The following is a 24,933-nucleotide window of genomic DNA, read 5'->3' as shown; positions in this document are numbered from 1 at the left end:
ATGCTCGCGCAGGTTAATTGCGAACTCGCGGTAGTTATCGACGTCGGCGCGCAGGGCACGCGTGTTACGCGACGCGACCGGCGCACGGACCAGCACCGCGAACAGCACCAGTGCGATCAACAACCAGCGATCGATTCGTGCAGCATCGGCCGTGGGATCGGGGCGAGACATACGACGATTGTATCTTGGTCAGCAGCGGGCAGTGAGCAGGAGCAGGCAGACGACAGAGGGCAGTGAGGCCCGCCGGGCAAGCCCGGCGGCTACGTGTTGACATGCCGAGGCGCCTTTTTTTCTGAATACTGGCTACCGACGATTGCCTAGTTCTTTTCACTGCCGACTGCCTGCTGCCCGCTGCCGACTAGCTCATCCCGGCTTGCAGCAACGGCCCTGCACCGGCCATGATTGAGCACAACACCATCGCCCGCTGACGTAACGAATGGATATGCACGATTCTGACACCACCGAGCCAACCTCGCCGGACCACCAGCCCGAGATCGTGGTCGATGGCGCGCCGGTCCCGCCGCATTTGTCGGCGACGTTCGGCGGACGCCTGGCACACTGGTTGGTCGAGCGGCGCTGGCGGCTACTGGCGTTGGGGCTGCTTCTCACGCTGGTGGCGTACTTTCCCGCGCAGCGTCTGGCGTACGATCGTTCGGTCGAGAATATGTTCGCGCCGGATGATCCGATCCTGGCTCCTTATCACAAGTTGCAGCGTACCTTCGGCGGCAACGAGGTGGCCCTGGCGGCCTACGACGACGCCGACTTGCTGACCCTTGGCGGCCTGGAACGGCTGGAAAAACTCTCGGCGGCGCTCGAGCACGTCGAGGGGATTGCCAGCGTCCTGAGCCTGACGCGCAGTCCACTCGGCCAGCAACTGTTGATGTGGCCCATCGCCTCGCAGCGCGAGGCTTTTCTCAAATTGTCCGAAGGATACACCGTCAGCGCCGATCGGCGCACCGCGGCCGTGGTGTGCGTGTTCAAGCCCGAGAGCCAGTCATCGGTCGAGCGCTGGGAAACCGTCGACCGTATGCGCGAAGCGATCGATGAAATCGCGCCAGGCGGCGTGTTGACCGGCGAACCGGTGATGATCGTGGACGGTTTTCGCTACCTCGACGAAGACGGCGAGCGGCTGGGCATCGCCTCGACCGTTCTGTTGTCGCTGACGATCGTCTTCTGTTTCCGCAGCCTCCGCTGGGTGATCGTGCCGATGGCGGTGGTCTTTTCGACGCTGATGCTCACCGAAGGACTACTGGTCGGAGGCGGCTTTCGCATGAGCATGGTCAGTTCGATGTTGTGGGCCGTGGTCGCCGTGATCGCCATTGCCACGGTCGTACACATCGTGATTGGCTTTCGCGAGCTGCGCGACGACGGCTTTCTCCCGCGCGAAGCCATGATCGTGGCCGGCGGGTCATTAGCGGGTCCGATCTTTTGGGCCTGCATCACCGATACGGCCGGCTTCGGTTCGCTGATGGTGTCGCGCGTCGGCCCGGTCCACGATTTCGGCCTGATGATGTCGATCGCCGCCGTGTTCACCTTGCTCGTGATCATGATGCTGGTGCCGGGGCTGTCGCTGGCCGGACGGATTGACGCCGACCCGAAGCGGGCGTGGGGCGAGGGACATCTCGATCTCAGCCTGCACTGGATTTCGTCATTGATCGAGCGCCGCCCGAAGCTGTTGGCCGCGATCGCGGTGGCGATCGCCGGCCCGCCGCTATTGGGCACATTCTGGCTTGAGGTGGAGAGCGATTTTACGAAGAATTTCCGTCGTTCGAGCCCGATCGTACACGCCTACAATTTCGTGGAAACAAAGCTCGGCGGAGCCGGCGTATGGGATTTGATCGTGCCGGTGCCGGCGGAGAACGATCCCAACTTCGTGCCGCACATCCGGCACCTGGAAGAACGGCTGCGCACCGAATGCTTTGTGCAAGACGAGCAGGGGGACGCACAGCGCCCGGCCCTGACCAAGGTCATGAGCGTGGTCGACGCGCTCGATGCCTTTACCCCGGGTCGGAAGATTGATTCGGCGCAGCTCGGCGCGACGCTCGCCCCGCTGAAAAAGATGATGCCGATCGTCGCCCTCTTGCATGGACGCGACCCGCAGGACGACGATCGCGAATTCGTGCGGATCATGCTGCGCTCGCAGGAGCGTCAGGGCTCGGCCGAGAAGGAACGGTTGATTCAGCAGGTCGGTGCGATCAGCCGCGAAGAATTCCCCGAAGCCCAGGTTACCGGCTTCTATGTCCTGTTGACGCGGTTGATCGAGAGCATGCTCGGCGATCAATGGCTGACGTTCATTCTCTCGACCAGCGGCATTTTTCTGATGATGCTGATCGCCTTCCGCAGCGTCCCGACGGCCCTGATCACGCTCGTGCCCAACGCCTTGCCGATTATGGTCGTCACCGGCCTGTTGGGCTGGCTAGGGCTGAAAATCAACATGGGCGGAGCGATGATCGCGGCCGTGTCGATGGGGCTGGCCGTCGATTCCTCGGCCCATTACATCACGGCCTTTCGCATGTTCCGCGCCGAGGGGCAATCGATCGACCAGGCCATGCGATCGGTTCACAACAGCGTCGGCCGGGCGGTGGTGTTTTCCACGCTGGCCCTGATCGTCGGGTTCACGGCCCTGTGCCTGAGCCAGTTCATCCCGACCATCTATTTCGGCGTGCTGGTAAGCCTGTCGATGATCGGCGGCATGGCCGGCAACCTGGTGATCCTGCCACTTTTGTTGAAGCTGATCACCCCGCGCGACGAGGTCCCGCCGGCGGCCGAGGAAGCGCCCCTGGATCAGGTGGTCACCGGAGCTGGGGCGCGGTAAGCCTAGATGGGCGCCTCGTGAGGCAACCTTTTTCCGGAGCAGCGAATTCGCGCGCTGGGTGAGAGATCGTCCGGCAACTTCTTGCCTGAGCGCTTTGGCCTCTCTAAGGTATGCCCATGCCTGGAGCGGCGGATAAGGGCAAGGCCGGAAAACCGCCCAAGACGACATGGATCTACCACATCACCGACCTGGCAAATCTCGCGCGGATCGACGAACGCGGGGAGATGGTGTGCATGGAAACGTTACGCGCCGAGGGAATTGAGTTTAAAAGCATTGCGTACGAAAGGATTCAGGGGCAACGGGCAGGTATAGAGGTGCCTATTGGCCCCAAAGGATGCCTGCATGATTATGTTCCGTTCTATTTTGCCCCGCGATCGCCAATGCTCTATACGATCAATAGGGGCAATGTGCCGGGCTGCCCCAATGGGCAAAGGGACGTGATATACTTGGTCACAAGTGCGGAGAGCATAAAGAATTCCGGCCTAGACTATGTGTTTACCGATGGGCACGGGATTATGGAGGTTACGCGGTTTTTCGATGACCTGAATAGTCTCGATCAGGTCGATTGGGACATAATGCGGGCTCGGTATTGGCGGGATACAAACGAAGACGGTGATCGTCGCCGGAGACGGCAGGCCGAGTTTCTTGTCCATGAAAGGATGCCGCTGGATCTTCTAGCGGCGATCGGCGTCAGGAATCAATCGCAGGTCGCGTTAGTCCGGGCTGCGATGCCCTCATGCACGGATGTTAAGGTGCTTGTCAAACCGGAATGGTACTACTGATGATCGAATTCGTATCCGGCAATCTTTTGGAAGCAGACGCAGAAGCGCTTGTCAACACTGTAAACTGCGTTGGCGTAATGGGGAAAGGCATTGCGCTGCAATTCAAGCAAGCATTTCCAGAGAACACCCGCGCCTATGAGCGAGCTTGTCGTCGCAAAGAATTGCAACCTGGAAAAATGCTTGTCGTGCCAACAGGTCGAGTGGTGAATCCGAGATTCGTCATCAATTTTCCCACCAAGAAGCATTGGAAGGGGAAGTCGAGAATCGAGTTCATCAATTCCGGCCTCGCCGCACTTACGCATGAGATTGAATGTCGTCAGATCAAATCAGTCGCTATTCCACCCTTGGGATGCGGCAATGGAGGACTAAACTGGTCGGATGTCCTACCATTGATAAAAAATGCGTTTGTTCATTCGTCCGTGCATGTACTAGTGTTTGGCCCTGCGTCTGCACCGGTTCCATCGTCGATGCCAGTGGCTGACAAAAAAAGGAGAATCACTCGCGCGCGAGCACTTTTTGTAAAGCTGATTCAGCGATATGGTGGTCCCGGGTATCGGGTTTCTCGTCTCGAAATCCAGAAGCTGGCGTACTTTTTGCAAGAGTCTGGAGAACCGCTCAAACTCGCATTTGTGAAGGATAAGTTCGGGCCCTACGCGGAGAACTTAAACTTCGTCCTTCAGAACATGGAAGGGCATCTGATACGTGGCTACGGCGACAGGTCCAACAGCTCTCAGATAGAGCTCCTTCCCGAGGCTAGCGAAGAGGCCGACGCGTTTATTGCAAACGACGCCGAGGCGCGCCAGAGGTTGGAAGATGTTGGCAGACTTATTGAGGGGTTTGAAACGCCCCACGGATTGGAGCTTCTGGCAACGGTTCATTGGGTCGCGAAGAAAGAACTGCCGCTGGCAACAGACCCTCAACTCGCGGTTACGAAGGTCCATTCTTGGAACGCCCGTAAGCAACGAGTATTTCGCGCCGAGCATATTCAAATCGCGTGGCGACGAATAATGGGTGAGGCTTCTTAGCAGGTCGGTCGAGCGTCCAAAGCTCGGAAACGCGGTTTTTATCGGGCCAAAAACTTCAGCCTTGCCCACAACCACGCCCCCGAACCGCCCCCGCATACCAATTGTTCCCCTTGACCGGTAGTGATATACTTGCCGGTCTGTCTTCAAACCGGGGAATGTCGATCACCGGCGTGGTGATCGCGGCTTGAGGGCGCATTTAACGCCGGCGAACAGGCCACCGTCACGCACAAACGGGTGCGTAAGAGACGCTTACGGGTCCCTTTGCTAGCGACCCCCGCACAATCGGCGTCCGGTGAATTCTCAATGCCTGTCAGGCCGGAGATAGTGACACTTCTTTCATGGTTAATCGCAATCTGATTCGCAGCCTCGACCTCAACGAGGAAGAGTGGGAGCAGGAACTCGCCGCCGCGATGGAGGGGACCTCGGCCGATGACCTGGCCAGCGGCGGTAGTGACATCACTCTGAATCAAATCGTCCACGGCCGCGTGATCCGCGTCGAAGGAGACCTGGTGCTCCTGGACGTCGGCTACAAGAGCGAAGGGACCATCCCGCTCTCGGAGTGGGAAGAGGACGAAGCCCCACCCGAGCCCGGCCAGACGGTCAAGGTGCTGATCGAAGAGATTGAAGACGGCAATATGGCCCGCGCCGACGGCGGCATGATCCTGCTGTCGAAGCGCAAGGCCGAAAAGATCGAAGCGTGGTTGAAGGTCATGGAGACCGTCCACGAAGGCGATATCGTCACCGGCAAGGTCACCCGCAAGATCAAGGGTGGTTTGCTCGTCGACATCGGCGTCAACGTCTTCCTCCCGGCCAGCCAGGTCGACATCCGCCGCCCGCCGGACATCGGCGATTACATCGATCGCACCATTCAGTGCGTGGTGCTGAAGATCGACGAGGCACGCCGCAATATCGTGGTCAGCCGCCGGGCGTTGATCGAAACCGAGCGGGCCGAGAAGAAGTCGAAGCTCTTGGCCGAGCTCGAAGTCGGCCAGATCCGCAAGGGAACGGTCAAGAACATCGCCGAGTTCGGCGCGTTCGTCGACCTGGGTGGCATCGACGGCCTGTTGCACATCACCGACATGAGCTGGGGCCGTATCGGCCACCCCTCCGAAATGGTCTCGATCGACCAGGAAATCGAAGTGCAGATCCTGCACATCGACCGCGAACGGGAAAAGATCGGCTTGGGCCTGAAGCAAAAGTCGGCCAGCCCGTGGGAAAAGGTCGAAGAAAAGTACCCGGTCGGCAGCCGCGTGAAGGGAACCGTGGTCAACGTGATGAGCTACGGTGCCTTCGTGAAGCTGGAAGAAGGGATCGAAGGCCTGGTCCACATCAGCGAGATGTCATGGACCAAGCGCATCAGCCATCCCAACGAATTGGTGCATATCGACGACGAGATCGAGGTTGTCGTCTTGGGCATCAATCGCGAGAAGCAGGAAATCTCGCTCGGCATGAAGCAGACCCAGGCCAACCCCTGGGACAAGGTGGCCGAGCGTTATCCGCCGGGCTCGCTCGTCACCGGCACGGTACGCAACCTGACCAATTACGGCGCCTTCATCGAGATCGAGGAAGGGATCGACGGACTCTTGCACGTCAGCGACATGTCGTGGACGCGCAAGATCAGCCATCCCAGCGAGGCGGTCGAGAAGGGCCAGAAGATCGAGTGCAAAGTGCTCTCGGTCGATCAGCAACGCCGCCGCATCGCCCTGGGGCTCAAGCAGATGAGCGAGGATCCCTGGGCCACGGACATCCCCAACAAGTACCAGCCGGGGCAGATCGTCACCGGCACGGTCACGAAGCTCACCAACTTCGGCGTCTTCGTCGGTCTGGAGAATGGGCTGGAGGGGTTGCTGCACATCTCGGAATTGGCCGACCATAAGGTCGAGAATCCCGAGGACATCGTCAAAGTCGGCGAACCCATCGAAGTCAAGATTCTGCGCGTCGACACCGAAGAGCGCAAAATCGGACTGTCGCGCAAGCGGGTCGAGTGGAGCGAGGAAGAACATCAGGCTGCCGAGGAGAGCGAAGCTGCGGCGGCACCGACGCCTTCGACCTCCACGACCGAGCTCAAGGGGGGCATTGGCGGCGACTCCGGCCCGCTGATCAAACCGCGTACGACCGAGTAGTCTTTCGCAGCCGATTCCGGGCCGCGCGGCCGGCAAACTCGCCCCCGCGCAGCCGGCAGAATCGACACAGAACTTGGGAACGCTCCTGGCAGTGCGGTCGACAGGCCGCAAATCAGGAGCGTTCCCTTTTTTGCGCGCCTCGGCGCCCCTTCGAGATCGGCGCCACGCGGTGCGTCGTGCGCCACCCTCTTCCGCTGCGCAACCTGATCCGGCAGGCGTCCCGCAGTGAATCGTCTGGCACCCGATTCGACCTATTACCGGCCGGTTCGCTTTCACCGCTACGCACCCTAGCGCGTGCACATCCGGTCCACCTTGTCCGCGGACGGCAACGCTGGAGAATTCCTACGGGCATCGTCGATCTCTTGTGTGTTCCGATACCTCGCTTCCTTTACGCAGTGCCATATGGCGACATCCATGCCGAAGACCCGCCGACGATCCGCAGCCGCCGTACAGTCTCCTTTGGAGACGTATCTGCGTGAAATCAACGAGACCTCGCTCCTCTCGGCCGCCGAAGAGCGCGAGTTGGCCGTGGCGATTGGCGACGGCGACACCGCCGCTCGCGATCGCATGGTGCGCGCCAACCTGCGACTGGTCGTGAACATCGCCCGCGGCTACACCGGCAAGGGATTGGGCCTGCAGGACCTGATCGAGGAAGGGAACCTGGGCTTGCTGCGGGCCGTCGAGGGCTTCGACCCCGCGATGGGCACCCGCTTCAGCACCTACGCCAGCTACTGGATCAAGCAATCGATCAAGCGGGCCCTGATCAACACGGCCAAGACGATCCGCATTCCGGCCTACATGGTCGAGCTGTTGTCGAAATGGCGGCGGGCCACGATCCGCCTATCCGAAGAACTCGGCCGCACGCCCACGCCCGAAGAAATCGGCCGCGTGCTGGGTCTGCCGCGGAAGAAGCTGCCCATCATCAAGAAAGCCATCCGCATCTACAGCTCGACGCCCCAGACCGATCAATCCGACGCGGGCTGGTCGCTTTCGGAGATGGTGATGGACGAGCGCAGCCGTAATCCCGAAGACGAAATGGTCGAAGGCGACAACCTGACCCACGTGATGGCCCAGTTGGAAACAATGGACCAGCGCGAGGCTACGGTGCTGCGCCTGCGGTTCGGCCTGGACGATAACGAGCCGCGCACGCTGAAGGAAATCGGCGAGACCCTCGGCCTGACGCGCGAGCGGGTGCGGCAGATCGAAACCGAGGCCCTGGGCAAGCTGGCCGCCGGGCTGTCAGTCGGCTAACGAAGCGCAAGAGCGCATCGCGAAAAGCGCGGAGCGATGAGTGCTGAGCGTTCGACGGCTGCGTGGCCGCCGCGCGCGGTTTCCCCCAGGAATCAGCACTCTTCACTCCGCGCTTCCGCGTTTGTTTTGACCTTCGGCACGCTGCGTGCTATCAATGCTAGCTGGCCTGGAGGGAGCCAACTTTTCGCGGAGGGAGCCCACACATCGTGCTTCCTCATTCATTCGGCGGCCCCACTCATGGCGCGCTATAGCTGGAAGGGCTTTCTGCGGCTCAGCCTGGTCTCGGTGCCGGTGCAGGCTTTCAACGCAGTGCAAAGCGACGAAGGCAAGATTCAACTGCACCAGTTGCACGACAAGGATCACAGCCGCATTCGCTACGTCAAGGTCTGCCCTCAACACGGCGAGATCCCAACCAGCGAAATCGTGTCGGGCTACGAGGTCAGCAAGGACGAGTACGTCGTCATCCAGCCCAGCGAGCTCGACACGCTCCGCACGCCAGCCGAGAAGGCGATCACGCTCGATTCGTTCATCGCACCCGAGTCAATCGACCCGGTGTACTTCTCCGGGCGCAGCTATTACCTGACGCCCGACGGCGAGGGAGGCGTGAAGCCATACGCCGTGCTACAGCAGGCGATGGTCAAGCAGAACAAATGGGGCATTGGCCAGGCCGTGATGTTCGGCCGCGAGCACCTGGTGCTCGTACGACCGCTCGACGGGCTACTCACGCTTGCCCAATTGAACTACGCCCAGGCGGTGCGCAGCACCGGGGACTTCCCGATCGGCCAAGCCAAAGTGTCGGCCACGGAATTGAAGCTGGCCGAGACGTTGATCAAGGCGTCGACCCCCAAGAAGGTCGACCTGGGCGATTACCAGGACGAGTATGTCCACAAGCTGCGGATGCTGATCGACGCCAAGGTCGAAGGGCGCGAGATCGTGACGCCCCCTGGCGAGGAAGAGCCGGCGGTCGTTAACCTGATGGACGCCCTGAAGGCCAGCCTGGAGAAGGCCAACAAGCGTGCGGCTCCGGCCCGCGCGGCCAAGCCGGCCAAGAAGCTCGCGGCCAGCCACGGGTCGTCGGCCGGCAAGAAACGCAAGACTTCCTGAACACACCAAAACGCACTTCGCGAAGACACCGCAAGGATGGCCATGAAGCAGACGGATCGATCCGAAAACAGCCAGCGCCGTCGATCGCCGAACTTCCTCAGCGCGCCGGGCCATTCTGCCGCGTCGCGTCGCGGCGCCGTGGTGGGGCTTACAACCCGCGCCGAGCCTACGAATTGGTTCGAGCAAGGGTGCGCACACGAAGAGGCCGGGCGCTTTCACGAAGCGATGCGCTGTTACCGGCGAGCGCTCGAAGAGTCGGGCTCGTCAGCCACGTGCTGCTTCAACCTGGCCAACGTGCTGTATCGTTCGCGGCGCAAGGTCGAGGCCGTGCGATTCTACCGTCAGGCGCTCGAGCACGACGAAGACTCACCCGATACTTGGAACAATCTGGGCGTGGTGTTGTGCGAGCTGAAGCAATGCGACGAAGCGACGCGTGCCTTCCAGCGAGCGATCGCACTTGCCCCCTGGTTCGCCGACCCGCTGTACAACCTGGCCGATTGCCTCGACGAACGCGGTCACTCCGGCACCGCCCAGCGCTATTGGCAGGACTATTTGCGTCTCGAGGTCCAGGGCGAGTGGAGCGACTACGCCCGCTCGCGATTAAGCTAGACGGTGATGCCCACGAAACGCCGTCCATCCCGCGCTGCGTCCGCCGGCGAAATCAGGCCCTCGCAGCGGCGCACGACCGGCGCCGCATCGCGCCGGACTTCAAAGGCCACCACGCCTGCGGGTTTAAGCGGTGCGCGCCGTAGCAAGATGCCCGCCGCGATCGACGTCGAGCTGGCCACGCTGGTGGCTGCACCGCCGGACGAAGGCCCCTGGATTCACGAGATCAAGTTCGACGGCTACCGGCTGATTTGCCATGTCGCGCAGGGCAAGGCGCGACTCTTCACACGGCGGCAATTGGATTGGACCGCCAAGTTCCCAACGATCGCCCAGGCCGCCGGCGGGTTGCCGGTCGAATCGGCCATTCTCGATGGCGAAGCAGTGGTTCTTCAGCCGGATGGAACCAGCAGCTTTCAAGCTCTGCAAGAAGCGCTCTCAACCAACGCCTATGAGCGCATGATCTACTACGTCTTCGACTTGCTCTATCTCGATGGTTACGATCTGCGCGGCGTCACACTTGCCGATCGCAAGCAGATGCTGGCCGCTTTGCTCGGAAAACAAAAAAAGACCGGCCGCATTCGCTACTGCGATCACATCGAGGGAAATGGCCCGGAATTTCTGCGCGAGTGCTGCCGCCATGGCCTGGAAGGAGCTCTCTCCAAACGGCGCGACCGCCCCTACGCGGCGGGCCGCGGCCTCGACTGGCTCAAATCGAAGTGTCTGCAGCACGAAGAGTTCGTCATCGGCGGATTCACCGATCCGCAATCCTCCCGACAGGGATTTGGCGCCCTGTTGATCGGCTACTACGATCGCCCCGGGCACCTGCTTTACGCCGGGCGCGTAGGGACCGGCTTCTCGATCGAGACACTATTGAAGCTCCGACGGCAGCTTGATCGCCTGGAAACCGATCGGCCTGCGTTCGCCAATCTGACGCCGCGCGAGGCAGGCCGGGGCGTGCATTGGGTCAAGCCCAAGCTCGTGTGCCAGGTGGAGTTCACCAACTGGACGCGGGATCACGTGCTGCGGCATCCGTCGTTTCAAGGGCTGCGCGAGGATCTGCCCGCCTCGGCCGTGGTGCGCGACGCGCCGGTGCCCGGCGGTCTGGCCGAAGAAGCGCCGTGTCGGGGTGGCGGCTCCGCGCGGACAAGCAAACAGCCTGGAAGAGCGCGCCCGCGCGGCAAAGGGGAGTGATCGTCGGCGCCGCGGCGCGGGAAACGGCATCGGCCGCCGCGCCGCCGAGCGCTTGAGGTTGTACTTTCCACGTCGCATGGGGACAATCCTTGACATGATCGCTGCCGCCGCGGTGCGGCCGCGCGAAGTTCCTCCACATCCCTCGCCAGCCCCCGGGTACGCATGTCCGTCGAACCATTGATCGCCGTCTTCGTGGATTTCGAAAACCTGGCCATCGGCGTCCGCGACATGGGGGTCGGCAATTTCCAGATTCAATTGGTTTTAAAACGTCTGCTGGAAAAAGGGCGCATCGTCTACAAGCGCGCCTATTGTGACTGGAGTCACTACAAAGACGCGCTGCAGGAGTTTCACGCCCAGGGGGTCGAGCTGATCGACATTCCGCAGCGCCGCATGACGGGCAAGAACAGCGCCGACATCCGCATGGTGGTCGACGCCCTGGACCTTTGCTACTCGAAGGACCACATCGATATTTTCGCGCTGCTGTCGGGCGACAGCGATTTTTCGCCGCTCGTGTCGAAGCTCAAGGAAAACAACAAGCGCGTCATCGGCTGCGGCGTGAAAAGTTCGACGTCCGATCTGCTGATTGGCAATTGCGACGAGTTCATCTATTACGATGATCTGATCCGCGTCGCCCGCCGCGCCAAGGCTCCCCCGCGCAAGGGCAAGACCAATGAGGAAGACAAGAAGCAGGAGGCCACGGATCGCGTGCTGGCCGTCTTACAATCGGTCGAGCAGGATTACGACCCGCTGTGGGGATCGCTCTTGAAGCAGACCATTCGCCGCGTCTATCCCGGTTTCAGCGAAAGCTACTACGGCTACGGCAGCTTTTCGGACCTGTTGGAGGACATCAAAGCCAAGGGGCTGATCGATCTGGAGTACGACGAAAGTCGCGGGAATTACAAGGTGCGGCAGCGGAAAAGCTAGCGCACCCTTGGCGGCGGTAGCATACGCTGGCGTCCCCCTTACGTCGGAAAGCCGCCTGCTTGCGACGCGCGAATAGCTGACGGCAAGGCAAGGATTGGCGACTTGTTTTCCGCCTGCGATAAGCAAAAATATTGAAGGTTTTCGGCCAATCGATCGCGGGGTTCGGGTCGCTCGAAATAAGGAGAGAGTGATGAAACGATTTGCCGCCGTTTTGCTTCTCGCGCTGGGCCTTTGGACGTGCACAAGCGCGACGGCTTCGGCACGTCCCTATGGCCCTTACGGGTACTACGGTCCCAGGCCGTACTACCGAGCCTACTATGCTCCGCGTCCCTATTACCGGCCGTACGCGTACGGTTATGCCCCCTACCGCGCCTTCTATCCGGGGCCCGCGGTCGGATTCGGTTTTGGCTATCCTGCCGGGTACTACTACGGGTATCCTGGCTATTCGTACTTTGGCCCGCGACCCTACGGTTTCTACGGCTACTACGGTTGGTAAGGTCAACTGCGATTCCGAGGGCGCCGCGCCGCTCGCAAGAGCGCGCGGCGCCTTTTTTCTTGCGCCGAATGCAACCTTCGTCGACATTCGTCAGCTACCCGGTAGCCGCCCGCGTATTCCAGCGGCCCCGTCGCTCAGACGTGGCGCGGATGATAGACTAGCGCGAGGACGCGCCCATGGGGCGATCTCGATTCGCGGCCTTTGGCTTCCGTAGATTGGTGCTGCGTGCACGCTTCGGCCGAGGCGCGATTGTCGTCAAGCATTCAGGAAGCTGCTCTTGAAACCATGCGCCGGGTTTCGGTCGGTCGCCTTCGCCTGCGGCATGTTGGTCTTGCCCCTGTTTGCGCCGCGAACAGCGTGCGCGGGAGGCGGTCCGGAAAATGTCTTTGTCGTCGCCAATGCGCGGAGTTGGGCTTCTCTCACCATCGCGCACCACTTTGCCGCGCTACGTCAGTTGCCGCCGATCAATGTACTTTATGTGGATTGGCCCTATTCGACCGATAAAGTCGACGTCGAGCTGTTTCGCCAAAAGCTTCTGCTACCCGTCTTGAGCGCTATCAACCAGCGCGGCATCTCGCCGCAAATCGACTACATCGTCTACTCCAGTGACTTTCCCTGGTCGATCGATTTCAAAGCGATGCTGCGCGGGCAGCAGGCCCCGCCACAGTTTACGCCGGTCGGATCGATCACCTCGCTGACTTACTTTGCGACGCAGGTGGTGCCCGGCGATTTTCGTTTCGTGGCACTCGACAGCAATCACTACATGCGCCGCGCCGATAAGGACAGCTCCGACAACCCTTCGCAGGCTTTTCGCGGCTGGTATGGCTTCGACGAGGCGGGCAAACTCGTCGAGGGAGGCGGTCATTCCTACGTGCTGAGCACGATGCTCGGGGTCACCAGCAACTACGGCATGAGCGTCGAGGAGACGATCTCGTATCTGAAACGCAGTGTCGCCGCCGACGGCACTAAACCGCCCGGCACGATTTACTTTTGCAAAACCGGCGACGTACATCGCTCGGGCACGCGCGAGCCGGCCTATCCGGCGGCGCTAAGCGAGTTGAAGAAGCTCGGCGTCCGCGCCGAGGTGGTGAATGGCAAGCTGCCCGTGGGCAAAAAGGACGTGGCCGGCCTGCTGACCGGTACCCGCAACTTCGACTGGAAGGGCTCGCAAAGCACGATCCTGCCAGGGGCTCTGTGCGAAAACTTCACAAGCTATGGCGGAATCTTCAGCGCCAACGATAATCAGCAGCGGCTCACCGATTTTCTGCGGGCTGGCGCCGCGGGCTCGAGCGGTACCGTCGTCGAGCCCTTCGCCATACCGCAAAAGTTTCCCGATCCCTTCGTTCAAGTACACTATGCGCGAGGCTACTCGCTGGCCGAGGCGTTCTATCAGGCCGTCGCCTCCCCCTACCAACTGATCATCCTCGGCGATCCGCTCTGCAGCCCCTGGGCGCGCACTCCCACCGTCAGCGTCGAAGGTGTAAGTGCGGGCGCGACCTTGGACGGGACCGTTAGTCTGCGGCCGTCGGGTGAACTCGATGGCAAGCCGCTCGACCGCTTCGAGCTGTATGCCAACGGCGTACAAGTCTCGCACTGCGCCGCGTCCGGCACGTTGGAGTTTGACACGACGCAATTTCCCGACGGCGATGCCGAGCTGCGCGTGGTCGGCATCGAGCCCTCATCCGTGGAATCGCAGGGACGCGTGATCCTGCCGGTCAAGTTCAACAATCATCGTCGCCAGATCGAGTTCTTCTGCTCGGTCAGCGGAAAGGCAACGTGGAAAGAGCCCTTCAAGCTTACGGCCAAAGCAACCGACGCGGTGAGGATCGTTTTTTCCGAGGGGATGCGTACGCTGGGCGTCGTCACAGGCGATCACGGCGAGATCGAAGTCAAGCCGGAGGAACTCGGCCTGGGTCCGATCGCGATACGCGCCAGAGCTTTCTTCAGCGAAACCGGCAAGGATGTGGTCATCTCGCAGCCGGTCATGCTCACCGTGGTCCCCGACGCGCCGTTGCCGCCACGCAAATTGCGCGCAGGTACGAAGCTCGCCGCCGGCTTGCAGTTCAAAGCCGAAAACGGGCCATTGGTTCCGGTGCCTCTGACGAATGAAGGCAAATGGCTGGAAGATACCAAGATCAAGCAGGATGAACCGTTCATCCTGGCCGCCATTTTCGAGGCGCCCACGACCGGCCTCTATCAGTTCGAGGTAAAACACGTCGGTCCACTCGCGCTGAAAGTCGACGGACAATCGTTATACGGAGCCAAGCAAAAGGAAGCCTTCTGGCATTACATTCCTGTGTCCCTGCAAAAGGGATTTCATCAATTCGAATTGCGCAGCCAGGGTGGACAGCCCGCCGGCTTGGAAATTCGCTTTGGCAACGACGGCGTCATCGATCTGGACGGCAAGCAATTCCGTCATCCGGGCAAGTGACCATGCACGAACCGTTCATGCGGCTGGCCCTGGCACAGGCACGACTGGCTGCCGAAGAAGACGAGGTTCCGGTCGGTGCGGTGATCGTGCACGAAGGACGCGTTATTGCCGCCGCGCACAATCAGCGCGAACAGTTGCAAGACCCCACGGCTCACGCAGAAATGATCGCCATCACGCAAGCCGCCGCGGCGCGCGGCAGTTGGCGGCTGCAAGATTGTGTGTTGTACGTCACGCTCGAGCCTTGCCCCATGTGTGCCGGGGCCATCGTGCAGGCCCGGTTTCCCTGGGTCATTTACGGCGCGGCCGATCCCAAGGCGGGCGCCGTCGACACACTCTACCAACTTCTCAATGACGCGCGGCTCAACCATCGCGTGCAGGTGCAACGCGGCGTCCTGGCCGAAGAGGCCAGCGCCCTGCTGAGCGAATTCTTTCGGCGACAGCGCGCGCTGGGAAAAAAATGAGTCCTGTCGGCGAACCGGCTTACTCGGCAACCGCAAAAGTTGCGCTGCCAGGGAGCCAAAAGACACAGAGCCGATCGGAGCATCAGCTAGCGCCAACAAGAGCGCCGGACGCACGGCTCTAATTCGCCGCCGGCGGATCGGCCGGAGCAGCCCCGACCGCACTCCCGGCCGTCAACCGCGCGACATCGCTGACGCTCTGGTTGATGTTGTCCGGATAGCGCCAACCAATCAGCACTTGCGTGCCGTCGATCTCCTTGCTGAAGAGCTGCAAAACGCCGGGAAGGTTCTTCGAGTCGGGAAGCGTGCCATTGAAGAACGGCTGGCTTCCCTTGACCGTGATCATCTTCCACTCGACCTGACGACCAGATTGGGTAGCGCACTGAACCGACTCCCACTGCGCCCCGGGAAACGTCGGCGCCAATTGCGCCTGGATCCACTCCTCGACGGGCTTGCCGTCGACAACGGCGTCGGCAGCGGGCAAGGCCGCCAGGTAACAGTAAAATGTCGCCGGCTGATTCGCCGTCGAGTCGTGGCCGGACATTTCGTAGCACACTCGCAAGCCAGGAATCTTGAAATATGGCGGGTTCAGCCGGCCGGGATTGACGGGCCCCTGGCCGCTCGGCTCGGCCGATTGGTCGTTGTACGCCCGGGCGGAACCGTCGACGAACTTTGGGAGGCGCAGTTTTATATTGGTGCCGGGAATGTCGGCAAAATTCGGCGATATCCCGATGAACATCTGCGCCGTGCGCAGACCTCCCAATCCCTTTTCGACCCGCTCTTCGTAGGCCTTCGTGCCGCAGCCGGACAGGACAAGCAAGCCCAACAAGACGAGAGTTAGCCGGCCTGACAAAGCTTCAACCCACTTGTTCATGCAAAGAGATCCTCAATCGCGGTCCGCAAGTCACTATTTGCGATTCTGGACGTCGGCCGGAGAGCTGTCAACGTGAGGTGTTGACCGAAAGTGCAAGTGGAACAATTGCCGCTACCGCAGTCCGACCGCGCCGTCACCACGCGTCACCGCCGGCGCGCGTGCCGCACAGCGCCACGTCCAGCCCTAGCGCGTCGGCCATCGAAGCCTTGGCCCACAAGGCCCGGTCCGCCTCCTCGGCACTGTTCGCGTAAACGACGTGGATATGGTTGCTCTTGTGGCGGGCCATCATTTGATCGCGCGACACGCCGTAAGTCACGGCGTGCATGATCGGCCATTGGGGCGTGGTCGCTTGCCAGCGCCGCTGCGTTTCTTCGTGGGGCAATTCGACGACTCGTGCCCGCCCCAGGTCCATTTTCAATCGCCCGCGTGCCACATACACGCGCGACCAGACGATTTCCCCCGGCCGCGACACGCCCTTGAGCGTGCCGCCGCCTAGCCGGAAGTACATCTTCGGCTGCCGCTCGCTCGAGGCGCCTGCCCAGCCCCCCGTGAAATGGGCGGGCGGAGCCGCGCCGCTGATCAACAACACCCATACGTAGTCGTTAACCGTGCCCGACCGATCGATATCGCCCCAGCGGATGTCGTGCAGCGTGTTCTCGACCGGCTGTCCCAGGACGCGGTGCACCCGATAAGTCATCAAGGCGTCGAGCCCCGCGCACTCGTCCACTTCGTTGAAATGCGGCAGCGGCTCACCAGCATACAACACCCGGGTGCCGTCGCGGCTGGTGACCGGAGGACGATCGGCGTTGTTCAGGGTGCCTTCGACCAGGTCGCTGGCGGGCAGCAAATCCTTCAAACCTTGCTGGTACTGGATGCCAATCGCGTGGCAGCCGAAGTCATCGGCGATGCGCACCGCGGCGATATACATTTTGCACTGCTGGTGAATCTGGTCGTCGGTCAGCTCGTCCTCGGCATTGGTGCCGGTGACGAACTTCATGCCGCGCTCCTCCATCCAGCGGCGCACCGCCGCCGCCTCGTCATCGCGCACCTGCGTCGTTTCGTAGTAGAGCGCCGATTGGCTCAGACGCTCTTTGTAGACGCCCGTCGCGTGCAGCAGATCGTCGGGGATGATGGCGTTGAACATGCCCATGCATCCTTCGTCGAAGACACCCATGATGGCTTTTTCTTGCAGCAGCTGCGCGGCCAGAGCTTTGCCGAGCTTGCGTTCCGCTTTGGGCGGCTCGACATCGTGCCAGTCGACGACGTGATCCGTCCGGTGCCGCAGCTCTCCCTTGTGCAACCAGCGGCGCAATCCGTCGGTGAAGAACGCATCGGTGAAGTCCTCGCTCCACAGGGTCGAGTATTTCACGCCGGCCTTGGTGAGCGAGCCGTTCAGGTTGAGCATGCCGACCAGTCCCGGCCACGTGCCCGACCAGTTGGCGACGGTCAAAATCGGCCCGCGGTGCGCGACCAGGCCGTGCAGCACGTGGTGCGAGTATTGCCAGACCGCCTCGGCCACGATGAGCGGGGCCTTCGGGTCGATCCCGGCAAAGACCGCCATCCCTTCCTTCTGCGAGCTGATGAAGCCGTGTCCTTCTTCCGGCCGAAAGGGATGGGCGCGCAGGAGTTCATATCCGGCGTCGGCGACGGCGTGCCGTAGCTTCTCTTCCATCTCTTGCTGCGATGCCCAACAGTTGCGGTTGGCGGCCGGCCGCAAATCACCGCTGGCCACCATCAGCACCTGTTTCTTCTTGACGCGGGTGGGCTTAGCCACTTCCGGAAGCGCGTAGTCCATCGTGTCGCCTGTAGGAAATCACGGGTGTCGTTCACAAGCGTTCCCCGCGGATCGAGAATCGTCCGCCCGGGGTAAATCCGCTGGGCCTATCTTAGTTGTGCGCCCTAGGCAAAGAAAGCGGCTCGCACCGCCGCTGAGTCGGCGATTCTGGTCGATTTTCACGACCGGACACCAACGCCGCGTGGGGGGCCGCGGCTACTCGTTGCGCTTAAGTACGTCCAGAAATCGCTGCTTCATTTCGGCGCCTCCCATCTCCGGGTAGAGCGTCTTGACGACGTTGATGGTCTGCGCGGCGCGCTCGCGCTGGCCGCGCTGATCGTAGATCAATGCTTCGTGCAGCTTCGCGCGCATCCAGCGCTCACCGCCCGAGCGCGACTTGACCTCGATGTTTTGCCATGCGGCCAGGGCGCCGGGATCCTTCGCTTCCCAAAGAGCCGTGGCGAGCGCTTCCTGGATGTGGCCGTCGCGCGGATGCTGGGCGGCCAGTTGTCGCAGCTCGGCGGCGGCCTCATCACCGCGCCCCGCCGCCACCAGCGCCCGCGTGCGCGCCAGGGTGAGCGCCGCACGCTGCTCGTCGTTAATCTCGGCCGAACCGGCCTTGATCCTCGCAAGCGCGCGCAGCTCGAGCGCCGCCAGGTTGCGCTTCAGTCCAGGTTGCGCCGTGGCGCCCAATCGATCGAGCCCCGCAACCAACGTCTCGAGCGCGGCCGGGCCGGCCCCGGCGACCTCGTCTAGCTGTCGCTCCGCATCTTCGACGCGCCCCTGCGCGGCCAGCGAATACGCGAGCAGTGCATGTGCCGAGGCCTTCCACTCGTCGCTCGCGGCTTGGGATTGCGACAACGCGACTTCCAGAGCGCGCTCGGCCTTGGCCGCGCCGTCCTCGGTGTATTCGAGCCAGATGCCGGCGATCGCCAGTAGGGCCGCCAACTGCTCCGCGTTCCATGCATCGGGAGCGGTCTGCTTCAAACCGCTGGCCGTCTGCAAAGCGGCCAGTGCCGCGCTTGCGGCAGCCGCGGTCGGCTTTCCCGCGGCGCGCAATTCCGCCAGCAATTCGCGATACGCGCGTGCCAAACCCGCGGCGGCCTCCGGGCTTTCGTCCATGGCGGGGCGGACCGCGGCATACTGCTCGGCGGCCTGCTGCCACTGGCGATCGCGCTCGCGAACGCGGGCCAGCCACAGGTGGGCGCGATCCACTGTCTCGGCCTTCGGCCAGGTCTCGAGGTGCTCTTCGAGCAGTTTGGTGTAATGGGCCAGCGGCTCGGCCGCGCCGCTGCGCGCCAACAGACCCAGGTCGTAGATCGCCATCAGGTGCGAGGCGGCCGCTTGAGGATCATCAGGCGCGGCCAGCGCAGCCTGGCGAAACCGCTCGGCCGCGGCCGCGTAATTCTTGCGCTCCTGCTCGATGGCGGCCGCCGCATAGCCCAGCTCGAACGCTTTGGCGTCCTGCCCTGCGGTATGCGCTTCGCGCACGGCGCGATCGAACGCGGCCAGCGCCTCGTCCGGTTGGCCGGCCCGATAAAAGCCTTCGGCCGCTTTTGCCAGCACGCCAACGTCGGTTGTGCCCGGGTTGGCGGCAATCTGCTCGGCAAACAAACTCTCACCGCGGCGCCGCCAGTACGGCCCGTGGTCGCGCTCGATGTCGCGCACCACGGCGGCGGCCTTCTCCTGCCATGCGCTGGCCTGCGATTTTTCGCCTGCATCGACCGCCGCCCGCCAGGCGGCCAGGTAAACCTCGAGCGTCGCAAGATCCAGGTCGGCCGAGATGAAGTCCTCGACCACGCGCCCTTTCTCGACGAGCGCCAAGGCCTCGCTCACGTGCTTCTCGGCCAGCGCCACCCGCATCCGTTCGGCGCGGGCACGCAATTGGGCGCGCGGCGGCGGCGATTCCTCGTCCAACTGGTCGAGCCGCCGTGTCGCCGCCTCGAGATGGCCGAGCAGCCGATAGCACGTCGTGGCGTCAAGCCGGCTGGGCCACGTCAGCGGATCCTCGACGTCCCCCTGCGCCAGCACGCGCAACAGTTCGCCGGCCTGAGTGAGCGAATTGGCGCGGTCGGCACTCTCAAGCGGGTAGCTTTCCCCCTGCCTGCGCAGCGCGCGGGCCAATTGATATTGAGAGTTGCGCTCGAGCGACCGCAACTCACTCGTCGAAAGCTCGCCGGGCGCCGGTTTGCGGCTGGGCTGCAGACGACGCTGCAGTTCAGCGATCTTCTCGATCCCTTTCTCCAACTCTTCGATCGCCTGTCGCAAATGATCGCGCGCGGCCGTCAGGCGCGCATCGCGCGCCCCGCCGGTGTCCAACTCCTGCGCCAGCAATTCTCCCCACGCCAACTGCACCAGAGCCCGCTGCACCCGAATCTGCACCAGCCGCGGACTTTGCGGATAACGCCTGGCAAAATCGTCGACGGTCGCCAGGCTTTGCTTCCAGAGTTCATCGCGCTTTTCCGGCGGCGATTGCAACGCTTCTTCGACCAGCGTGCGCGAGAGCTCGATCGCGAACAGCGCCCGCCGGTCTTCCGGCAGCTCATCGCGCGCCAGGCGGTCGCGACAGAACTTTTCAGCCAGCGAAAACAACTGTCGTTGCCGCAGTCCGTCGAGAAAGCGTTCGTCGGACGAATCCGCCCGCGCGAGTGCGCAATGAATTGCGAGAAACAGCGCGACCGCGATGCAGAGGCCTCGCGACGCACAGCCCGACTCGCACGACCGCGACCGGCGGAGAAACCACCAACGGCAAACGACATCGCGTGTTTTTCCGATTCGTGCGGTCATTGCGCTCCCGCACGCGGAGTGGAATTCTTGTCGACCTCTTCCAGCCGTTGCTGGGCTTCGGCGGCCGGGCGCGACTTTGGGTACTCGGCCACCAGCTCACGATAAAGGCGCAGGGCGTCGTCCGCTTGTTCGTTATCCTCCAGCGCTCGCCCGGCGGCAAAGAGCGCCGCGGCCGCCAGCGGCCGGTCCTCGGGATACAGAATGGGCACGCGCAGCAAGTTTAGTGCGGCATCGGCCGACTGCTTCTGTTGCGCCTGCGCTCGCCCCAACGCAAAACACGGGCCGGCGCGTACCGAGTCGGGAAAGGTCTCCAGATCGTCAGCCCACTGGGTCAATTGCTTGCTGCTCGCCGTGGCGAATGTCGCATTCCACGTGAGCGCCCGAGCCAGCGCCGCGATCCGTGCATCTTTGGCTTTCGCGAGCACCTCCAAGCGCTTCACGACCTCGGCTTGCTCGGCCGACGAAACCAGATGGCTCGCCCCCAGCAGCACGGCCAGGGGCGAATCGCTGACCAGCCACTCGCGGCACCGCTTTTCCAGGTCAGGCGGCGTCTGCGCCGGCAGCCAGCGCAACGGAATGCACGAAAAGTAGAGCATCGCCGGATCGTCGCGCGCAAGCGCCAGGAACAATTCGCTCGCGCGGCGATACTGTTCCAGGTTGCGCAGGCACCAGATCATCTGCGCCACCAGCTTGCGCTGCACCCAGCGGCGCGGCTCGCTGCGCACGGCCTCTTCGTACTTCACCACAGCCTCGGCGTATTCACGCCGTGCAAATAGCTCGTCCGCCGCCAGTTGCGTGGGGGTCCACTCGCTGTCGACCGCCACCACCTGGTCGGCGGCATAACGCTTCTGATTACCCCCCGTGTCCAGCAGCAGCTCGCGGCCGTTGTAATCGAGCACGCGCCCAGTGACCTTGGCTCGCGCCTGCGGGCTGTTGGGGGCGGAGAGATATACCGCGTCCTCGGCGCACGCCGCCGCACCGACGAATCCTGTCAGCACAAGCGCAAGCGAAAAGAGCCGCGCAGAAAGGCCGGCCGCCATGGCCTTACGGATTGAGCGCGCCCTTCGAGACGTCGACATACGTGTACTTGCCGTTATTCTCTCGCGCCAGGCGGGCGAGAAAATTATCCTTGTGAATCGGTGGCCCCAGACCGAACTCGATCGTGTTGATCGAGCAACGGCCGTTATTGGCCCGGTGGATCTTTTCCAACTGCGCGGGCGAAAGCTCGGGCTGATCGGCGTCGGTCAGGAAAAAGATCACGTCCGGCTGCAGCTTGAGCGCCATCCAAAGCGCCTCTTCATGCCGCGTGCCGCCGTCGGCGACGATGCCGCGCACGAACTGCGCCGCCGTCGCCTTGTTGGCCGAGTTGCCGAACACCAGCTTGTCCGGATGCCCGGCCAGCGCGAACATCGTCGGTTTTTCGTTATAGAAGATGATCTGAAACTGGTGCGTATCGCCAAGACTCTCCAGGCTGGCGAGCAAATTGGCCTTGGCCGAGCTGAGCGGCGTGTTCCTGCCTGACCCGCCCATGCTGCCCGAGCGATCGAAGACGTAGATGAACTTGTATCCATCGGCCTCGATGCCGTAGAGGCTCGTCCGCGCACGGCCACCGAGCGGTCCGCCGCCGCGTCCGCGCCCACCGGCGCCTGACCCTGTGCCCGAGCCGGTCGTGAAACCGCCGGCGCTCGTTGCCAGGCCAGTGCCATCACCCAAGGAGCCAAAGCCGCCTGCGCCGCCGCTGGCAGCGGCTTTCGGTAGTGCAGCCAAAGCATCGACCGGTGGGCGATCATCAAACAGTTCGCCCGCAGAGCCCTTGCCGCCGGCGCCTCGCGCGGCAGCCAGCGCCTCTTCGGCCGGCGCCATGTGCAGCGTCGCGGTGTCGCCACCGCCGGACGGCTCGTCGTCGAAGTATTCGCCCCCCGAGCCGTCACCGCGACCGGCGCCCGTACCGTCGAACATCGAAAAGGCTTCGCCCCGCCCCAGCCCGCCAGGCACGCCCCGCGGCGTGGTCGTGACGGTTAACATCAAGACAACCAGGAGCGTGGCGTGGAACACCAGCGACACGAGCCAGGACGGGATGCTGAAGCGCATCCAGGGCGCGCGGCGGGGATCGAGCCGAGGGGCCACAGTGGGGCTAGCGGCCATGCCGCGCTCCGTAACGCTAAACCCAAACGAGTCAATGAATTGCGAATGAAAGGCTCACTCGATTCTAGGTCGTTTTGCCGGATGGGTCAACGCGAGTGCGGCCGGGCAGAAAGCGGTGTTTGCACCGCGGAATCACGGGAAACACGGAGGGGAAAACAAAATGGCCATTACTTCTTCTTCGGCTTCATCGCCGCCTGTAACGCGTCCCATTGTTCGCTTGTGACCGCTTCCAGGGCGTTGAACTCGCCCGCCCCGCGCAGCCATTCGCCCCCGTCGATCGTGACGCAAGTGCCGGTGATGTACGCGCTGTACTCGCTCAGCAGGTAGGCGGCTAGATTGGCCAGTTCCTGATGCTCGCCGAGCCTGCCCAGTGGGATGCGGTTCTCCGAAGCGAACATGCCGTCCATGCCCGGCGGCATCAACCGCGACCAGGCCCCTTCGGTTGGAAAAGGACCGGGCGCGATCGCGTTCAGACGGATGCCGTATTTACCCCATTCGGCCGCCAGCGAGCGCGTCATGATCAACACGCCCGCTTTTCCCATCGCCGAGGGTACGACGTAGCCCGACCCGGTCCAGGCATAGGTCGTGCTGATCGACAGTACCGTGGCCGGATGCTTCTCGGCGATCCAACGCTTGCCGAACGCCAGCGTGCAGTTGTAGCTCCCCTTGAGCACGATATCGACGACCGTGTTCACGGCGTTGTACGACAGTCGCTCGGTGGGGCAGATAAAATTGCCGGCTGCGTTGTTGATCAGACCGTCCACCGCGCCAAAGCGCCCGTACGCCGCCGCGACCAAGGCATCGACCTGCTCGGGCACGCGCACATCGCAGGCTGCGCCCAGCACGTCCCGTCCCGACTCCTTGGCCAGCTCGGCGGCTGTCTGCTCGATGACCTCTTTCCGGCGGCCGCAGATGACCAGGTTCGCGCCGAGCGACAGCAGGTATTGTCCGACCGATTTACCAAGTCCGGTCCCACCGCCGGTGATGACGATGGTTTTGCCGTCGAAAGAGCCGGGCTTGAGCATGCCGTCGGTACGTTTGGCAGCCATGCGATAACCTCGCGAGCAATGGATCGAAAGAAGGGGCATTGATCGGCCGCATGAACACGCGGCCGGACCGAACAAGACGTGGCGCCGCGATCATATCGCGTCGTATGCCGGTTCACAATCAGTCTGTGCAGCCACAAGTTTGGTCTCGCCGGACGCCGCGTGTTATCCTGGCAAGCGGTGTCCCCCAGGCGTTGCTTGCAGATTTCTGGCTGGCGCGGATTCCTCGTCATGCGTTTTAATGCAATATCTCTTGCAGTCGTATTCTGCCTGGCTGCAGTTGCGCGCGCCGAGCCGGCTGCTACGACATCTCAGGGCGAGAAGCTGTTTCGAGACACGGTCGCGCCGATCTTCGAGCGTCGATGCCTCTCTTGTCACAGCGGCGACGAACCCAAGGGCGGTCTCTCGCTGGTTACTGCCCAAGCGTCGTTGAGCGGCGGCGAAAGTGGTCCGGCCATTGTGCCGGGTAAGCCAGACGAAAGCTTGCTCGTTACGTACGTAAGCGGCGACGAGCCCGAGATGCCCAAAGGCCAGCCACGGCTTTCGGCGGCCGATGTGGCTGCGATTCGCCAGTGGGTGACAGCCGGCGCGACGTGGCCCGCGAACGTCACGCTCGAAGACCGCAGCAAGTCGGGCCCGTGGTGGTCGCTGGCGCCGCTTGTGCGTCCGGCCGTGCCAGAGGTCAGCTCCGACTGGGTCCGCACGCCGATCGACGCCTTTATCTTGCAAAAGCAGAACGAACTGGGCCTGCGGCATGCTGCCGAGGCCGATCGCCGCACGCTGATCCGCCGTTTGACCTTCGACCTGCACGGTTTGCCGCCGTCGCCCGAGGAGATCGATGCTTTTATTGCCGACGCGCGGCCCGACGCCTACGAGCAATTAGTCGACCGCCTGCTCGCGTCTCCTCGCTACGGCGAGCGGTGGGGACGCTACTGGCTCGACGTCGTTCATTACGGCGAGTCGCACGGCTACGACAAGGACAAGCCCCGGCCGAATGCCTGGCCGTACCGCGACTACGTGATCGATTCATTGAACGCCGACAAGCCTTACTCGCGCTTCGTTCTCGAGCAATTGGCGGGCGATGTCCTCTATCCTGATGAT

At 62.6% G+C, this 24,933-nt stretch carries 19 protein-coding genes; 13 read left to right on the top strand and 6 right to left on the bottom strand.

All coding sequences use genetic code 11. The features are described from left to right. Nucleotides 1-442: 442 nt before the first annotated feature. The 12 genes from VHD36_17995 (at nucleotide 443) to tadA (ending at nucleotide 15,209) form a co-directional block, all read left to right on the top strand. Nucleotides 443-2,815, top strand: coding sequence for an MMPL family transporter (locus VHD36_17995; protein ID HVU89223.1), 2,373 nt, complete (start codon nucleotides 443-445; stop codon nucleotides 2,813-2,815). Nucleotides 2,816-2,931: 116 nt separating this feature from the next. Further along, nucleotides 2,932-3,597, top strand: coding sequence for a DUF4433 domain-containing protein (locus VHD36_17990; GenBank protein ID HVU89222.1), 666 nt, complete (start codon nucleotides 2,932-2,934; stop codon nucleotides 3,595-3,597). Beyond that, the gene (locus VHD36_17985) at nucleotides 3,597-4,622 is read left to right on the top strand and encodes a macro domain-containing protein (GenBank protein ID HVU89221.1); all 1,026 of its coding nucleotides are present in this window, start codon (nucleotides 3,597-3,599) and stop codon (nucleotides 4,620-4,622) included. Before VHD36_17990 ends, VHD36_17985 begins: the two co-directional genes overlap by 1 nt. 338 nt (nucleotides 4,623-4,960) lie before the next feature. Then, on the top strand, nucleotides 4,961-6,745 hold the full coding sequence (locus VHD36_17980) for a 30S ribosomal protein S1 (protein HVU89220.1): 1,785 nt from the start codon (nucleotides 4,961-4,963) through the stop codon (nucleotides 6,743-6,745). Between the two features lie 414 nt (nucleotides 6,746-7,159). Beyond that, nucleotides 7,160-7,996: an RNA polymerase sigma factor RpoD/SigA gene (locus VHD36_17975; protein HVU89219.1), complete on the top strand. Its 837-nt coding sequence runs from the start codon at nucleotides 7,160-7,162 to the stop codon at nucleotides 7,994-7,996. 237 nt (nucleotides 7,997-8,233) lie between these two features. Further along, nucleotides 8,234-9,100 (top strand): Ku protein, encoded by an 867-nt coding sequence (locus VHD36_17970; protein HVU89218.1) that lies wholly within the window; start codon nucleotides 8,234-8,236, stop codon nucleotides 9,098-9,100. Between the two features lie 42 nt (nucleotides 9,101-9,142). Beyond that, nucleotides 9,143-9,709, top strand: a complete 567-nt coding sequence (locus VHD36_17965) for a tetratricopeptide repeat protein (GenBank protein ID HVU89217.1) — start codon at nucleotides 9,143-9,145, stop codon at nucleotides 9,707-9,709. A gap of 147 nt (nucleotides 9,710-9,856) precedes the next feature. Next, entirely contained in the window at nucleotides 9,857-10,897 is a 1,041-nt protein-coding gene (ligD, locus tag VHD36_17960; GenBank protein HVU89216.1) for a non-homologous end-joining DNA ligase, read from the top strand. A gap of 162 nt (nucleotides 10,898-11,059) precedes the next feature. After that, complete coding sequence (locus VHD36_17955; GenBank protein HVU89215.1) at nucleotides 11,060-11,821, top strand: NYN domain-containing protein; 762 nt, start codon at nucleotides 11,060-11,062, stop codon at nucleotides 11,819-11,821. Between the two features lie 190 nt (nucleotides 11,822-12,011). After that, the gene (locus tag VHD36_17950; GenBank protein HVU89214.1) at nucleotides 12,012-12,317 is read left to right on the top strand and encodes a hypothetical protein; all 306 of its coding nucleotides are present in this window, start codon (nucleotides 12,012-12,014) and stop codon (nucleotides 12,315-12,317) included. 322 nt (nucleotides 12,318-12,639) lie between these two features. Then, the gene (locus tag VHD36_17945; protein HVU89213.1) at nucleotides 12,640-14,748 is read left to right on the top strand and encodes a hypothetical protein; all 2,109 of its coding nucleotides are present in this window, start codon (nucleotides 12,640-12,642) and stop codon (nucleotides 14,746-14,748) included. 2 nt (nucleotides 14,749-14,750) lie between these two features. Continuing rightward, complete coding sequence (gene tadA, locus VHD36_17940; GenBank protein HVU89212.1) at nucleotides 14,751-15,209, top strand: tRNA adenosine(34) deaminase TadA; 459 nt, start codon at nucleotides 14,751-14,753, stop codon at nucleotides 15,207-15,209. Nucleotides 15,210-15,327: 118 nt separating this feature from the next. Here tadA and VHD36_17935 read toward each other — a convergent pair whose 3' ends face one another. The 6 genes from VHD36_17935 to VHD36_17910 all read right to left on the bottom strand — a co-directional run bounded on the left by VHD36_17935 (nucleotide 15,328) and on the right by VHD36_17910 (nucleotide 23,835). Continuing rightward, on the bottom strand, nucleotides 15,328-16,080 hold the full coding sequence (locus VHD36_17935) for a hypothetical protein (GenBank protein ID HVU89211.1): 753 nt from the start codon (nucleotides 16,078-16,080) through the stop codon (nucleotides 15,328-15,330). 133 nt (nucleotides 16,081-16,213) lie between these two features. Then, nucleotides 16,214-17,875 (bottom strand): fucose isomerase, encoded by a 1,662-nt coding sequence (locus VHD36_17930; protein HVU89210.1) that lies wholly within the window; start codon nucleotides 17,873-17,875, stop codon nucleotides 16,214-16,216. Nucleotides 17,876-18,070: 195 nt separating this feature from the next. Beyond that, entirely contained in the window at nucleotides 18,071-20,641 is a 2,571-nt protein-coding gene (locus VHD36_17925; GenBank protein HVU89209.1) for a hypothetical protein, read from the bottom strand. Next, the gene (locus VHD36_17920) at nucleotides 20,638-21,681 is read right to left on the bottom strand and encodes a hypothetical protein (GenBank protein HVU89208.1); all 1,044 of its coding nucleotides are present in this window, start codon (nucleotides 21,679-21,681) and stop codon (nucleotides 20,638-20,640) included. The genes VHD36_17925 and VHD36_17920 overlap by 4 nt, the downstream gene beginning before the upstream one ends. A 4-nt stretch (nucleotides 21,682-21,685) precedes the next feature. Beyond that, nucleotides 21,686-22,786, bottom strand: a complete 1,101-nt coding sequence (locus VHD36_17915) for a VWA domain-containing protein (protein ID HVU89207.1) — start codon at nucleotides 22,784-22,786, stop codon at nucleotides 21,686-21,688. A gap of 167 nt (nucleotides 22,787-22,953) precedes the next feature. After that, nucleotides 22,954-23,835, bottom strand: coding sequence for an SDR family oxidoreductase (locus tag VHD36_17910; protein HVU89206.1), 882 nt, complete (start codon nucleotides 23,833-23,835; stop codon nucleotides 22,954-22,956). Between the two features lie 228 nt (nucleotides 23,836-24,063). Between VHD36_17910 and VHD36_17905 the strand changes: the two genes are divergently transcribed. Beyond that, nucleotides 24,064-24,933, top strand: an 870-nt coding sequence (locus VHD36_17905; protein ID HVU89205.1) for a DUF1549 domain-containing protein, incomplete at its 3' end; no start/stop codon positions are given.

This window comes from Pirellulales bacterium (assembly GCA_035546535.1).
GTDB lineage: Bacteria > Planctomycetota > Planctomycetia > Pirellulales > JACPPG01 > JACPPG01.
Note: the sequence above shows the minus strand (reverse complement) of the source record. Positions and strands in the feature narration are given on the sequence as shown.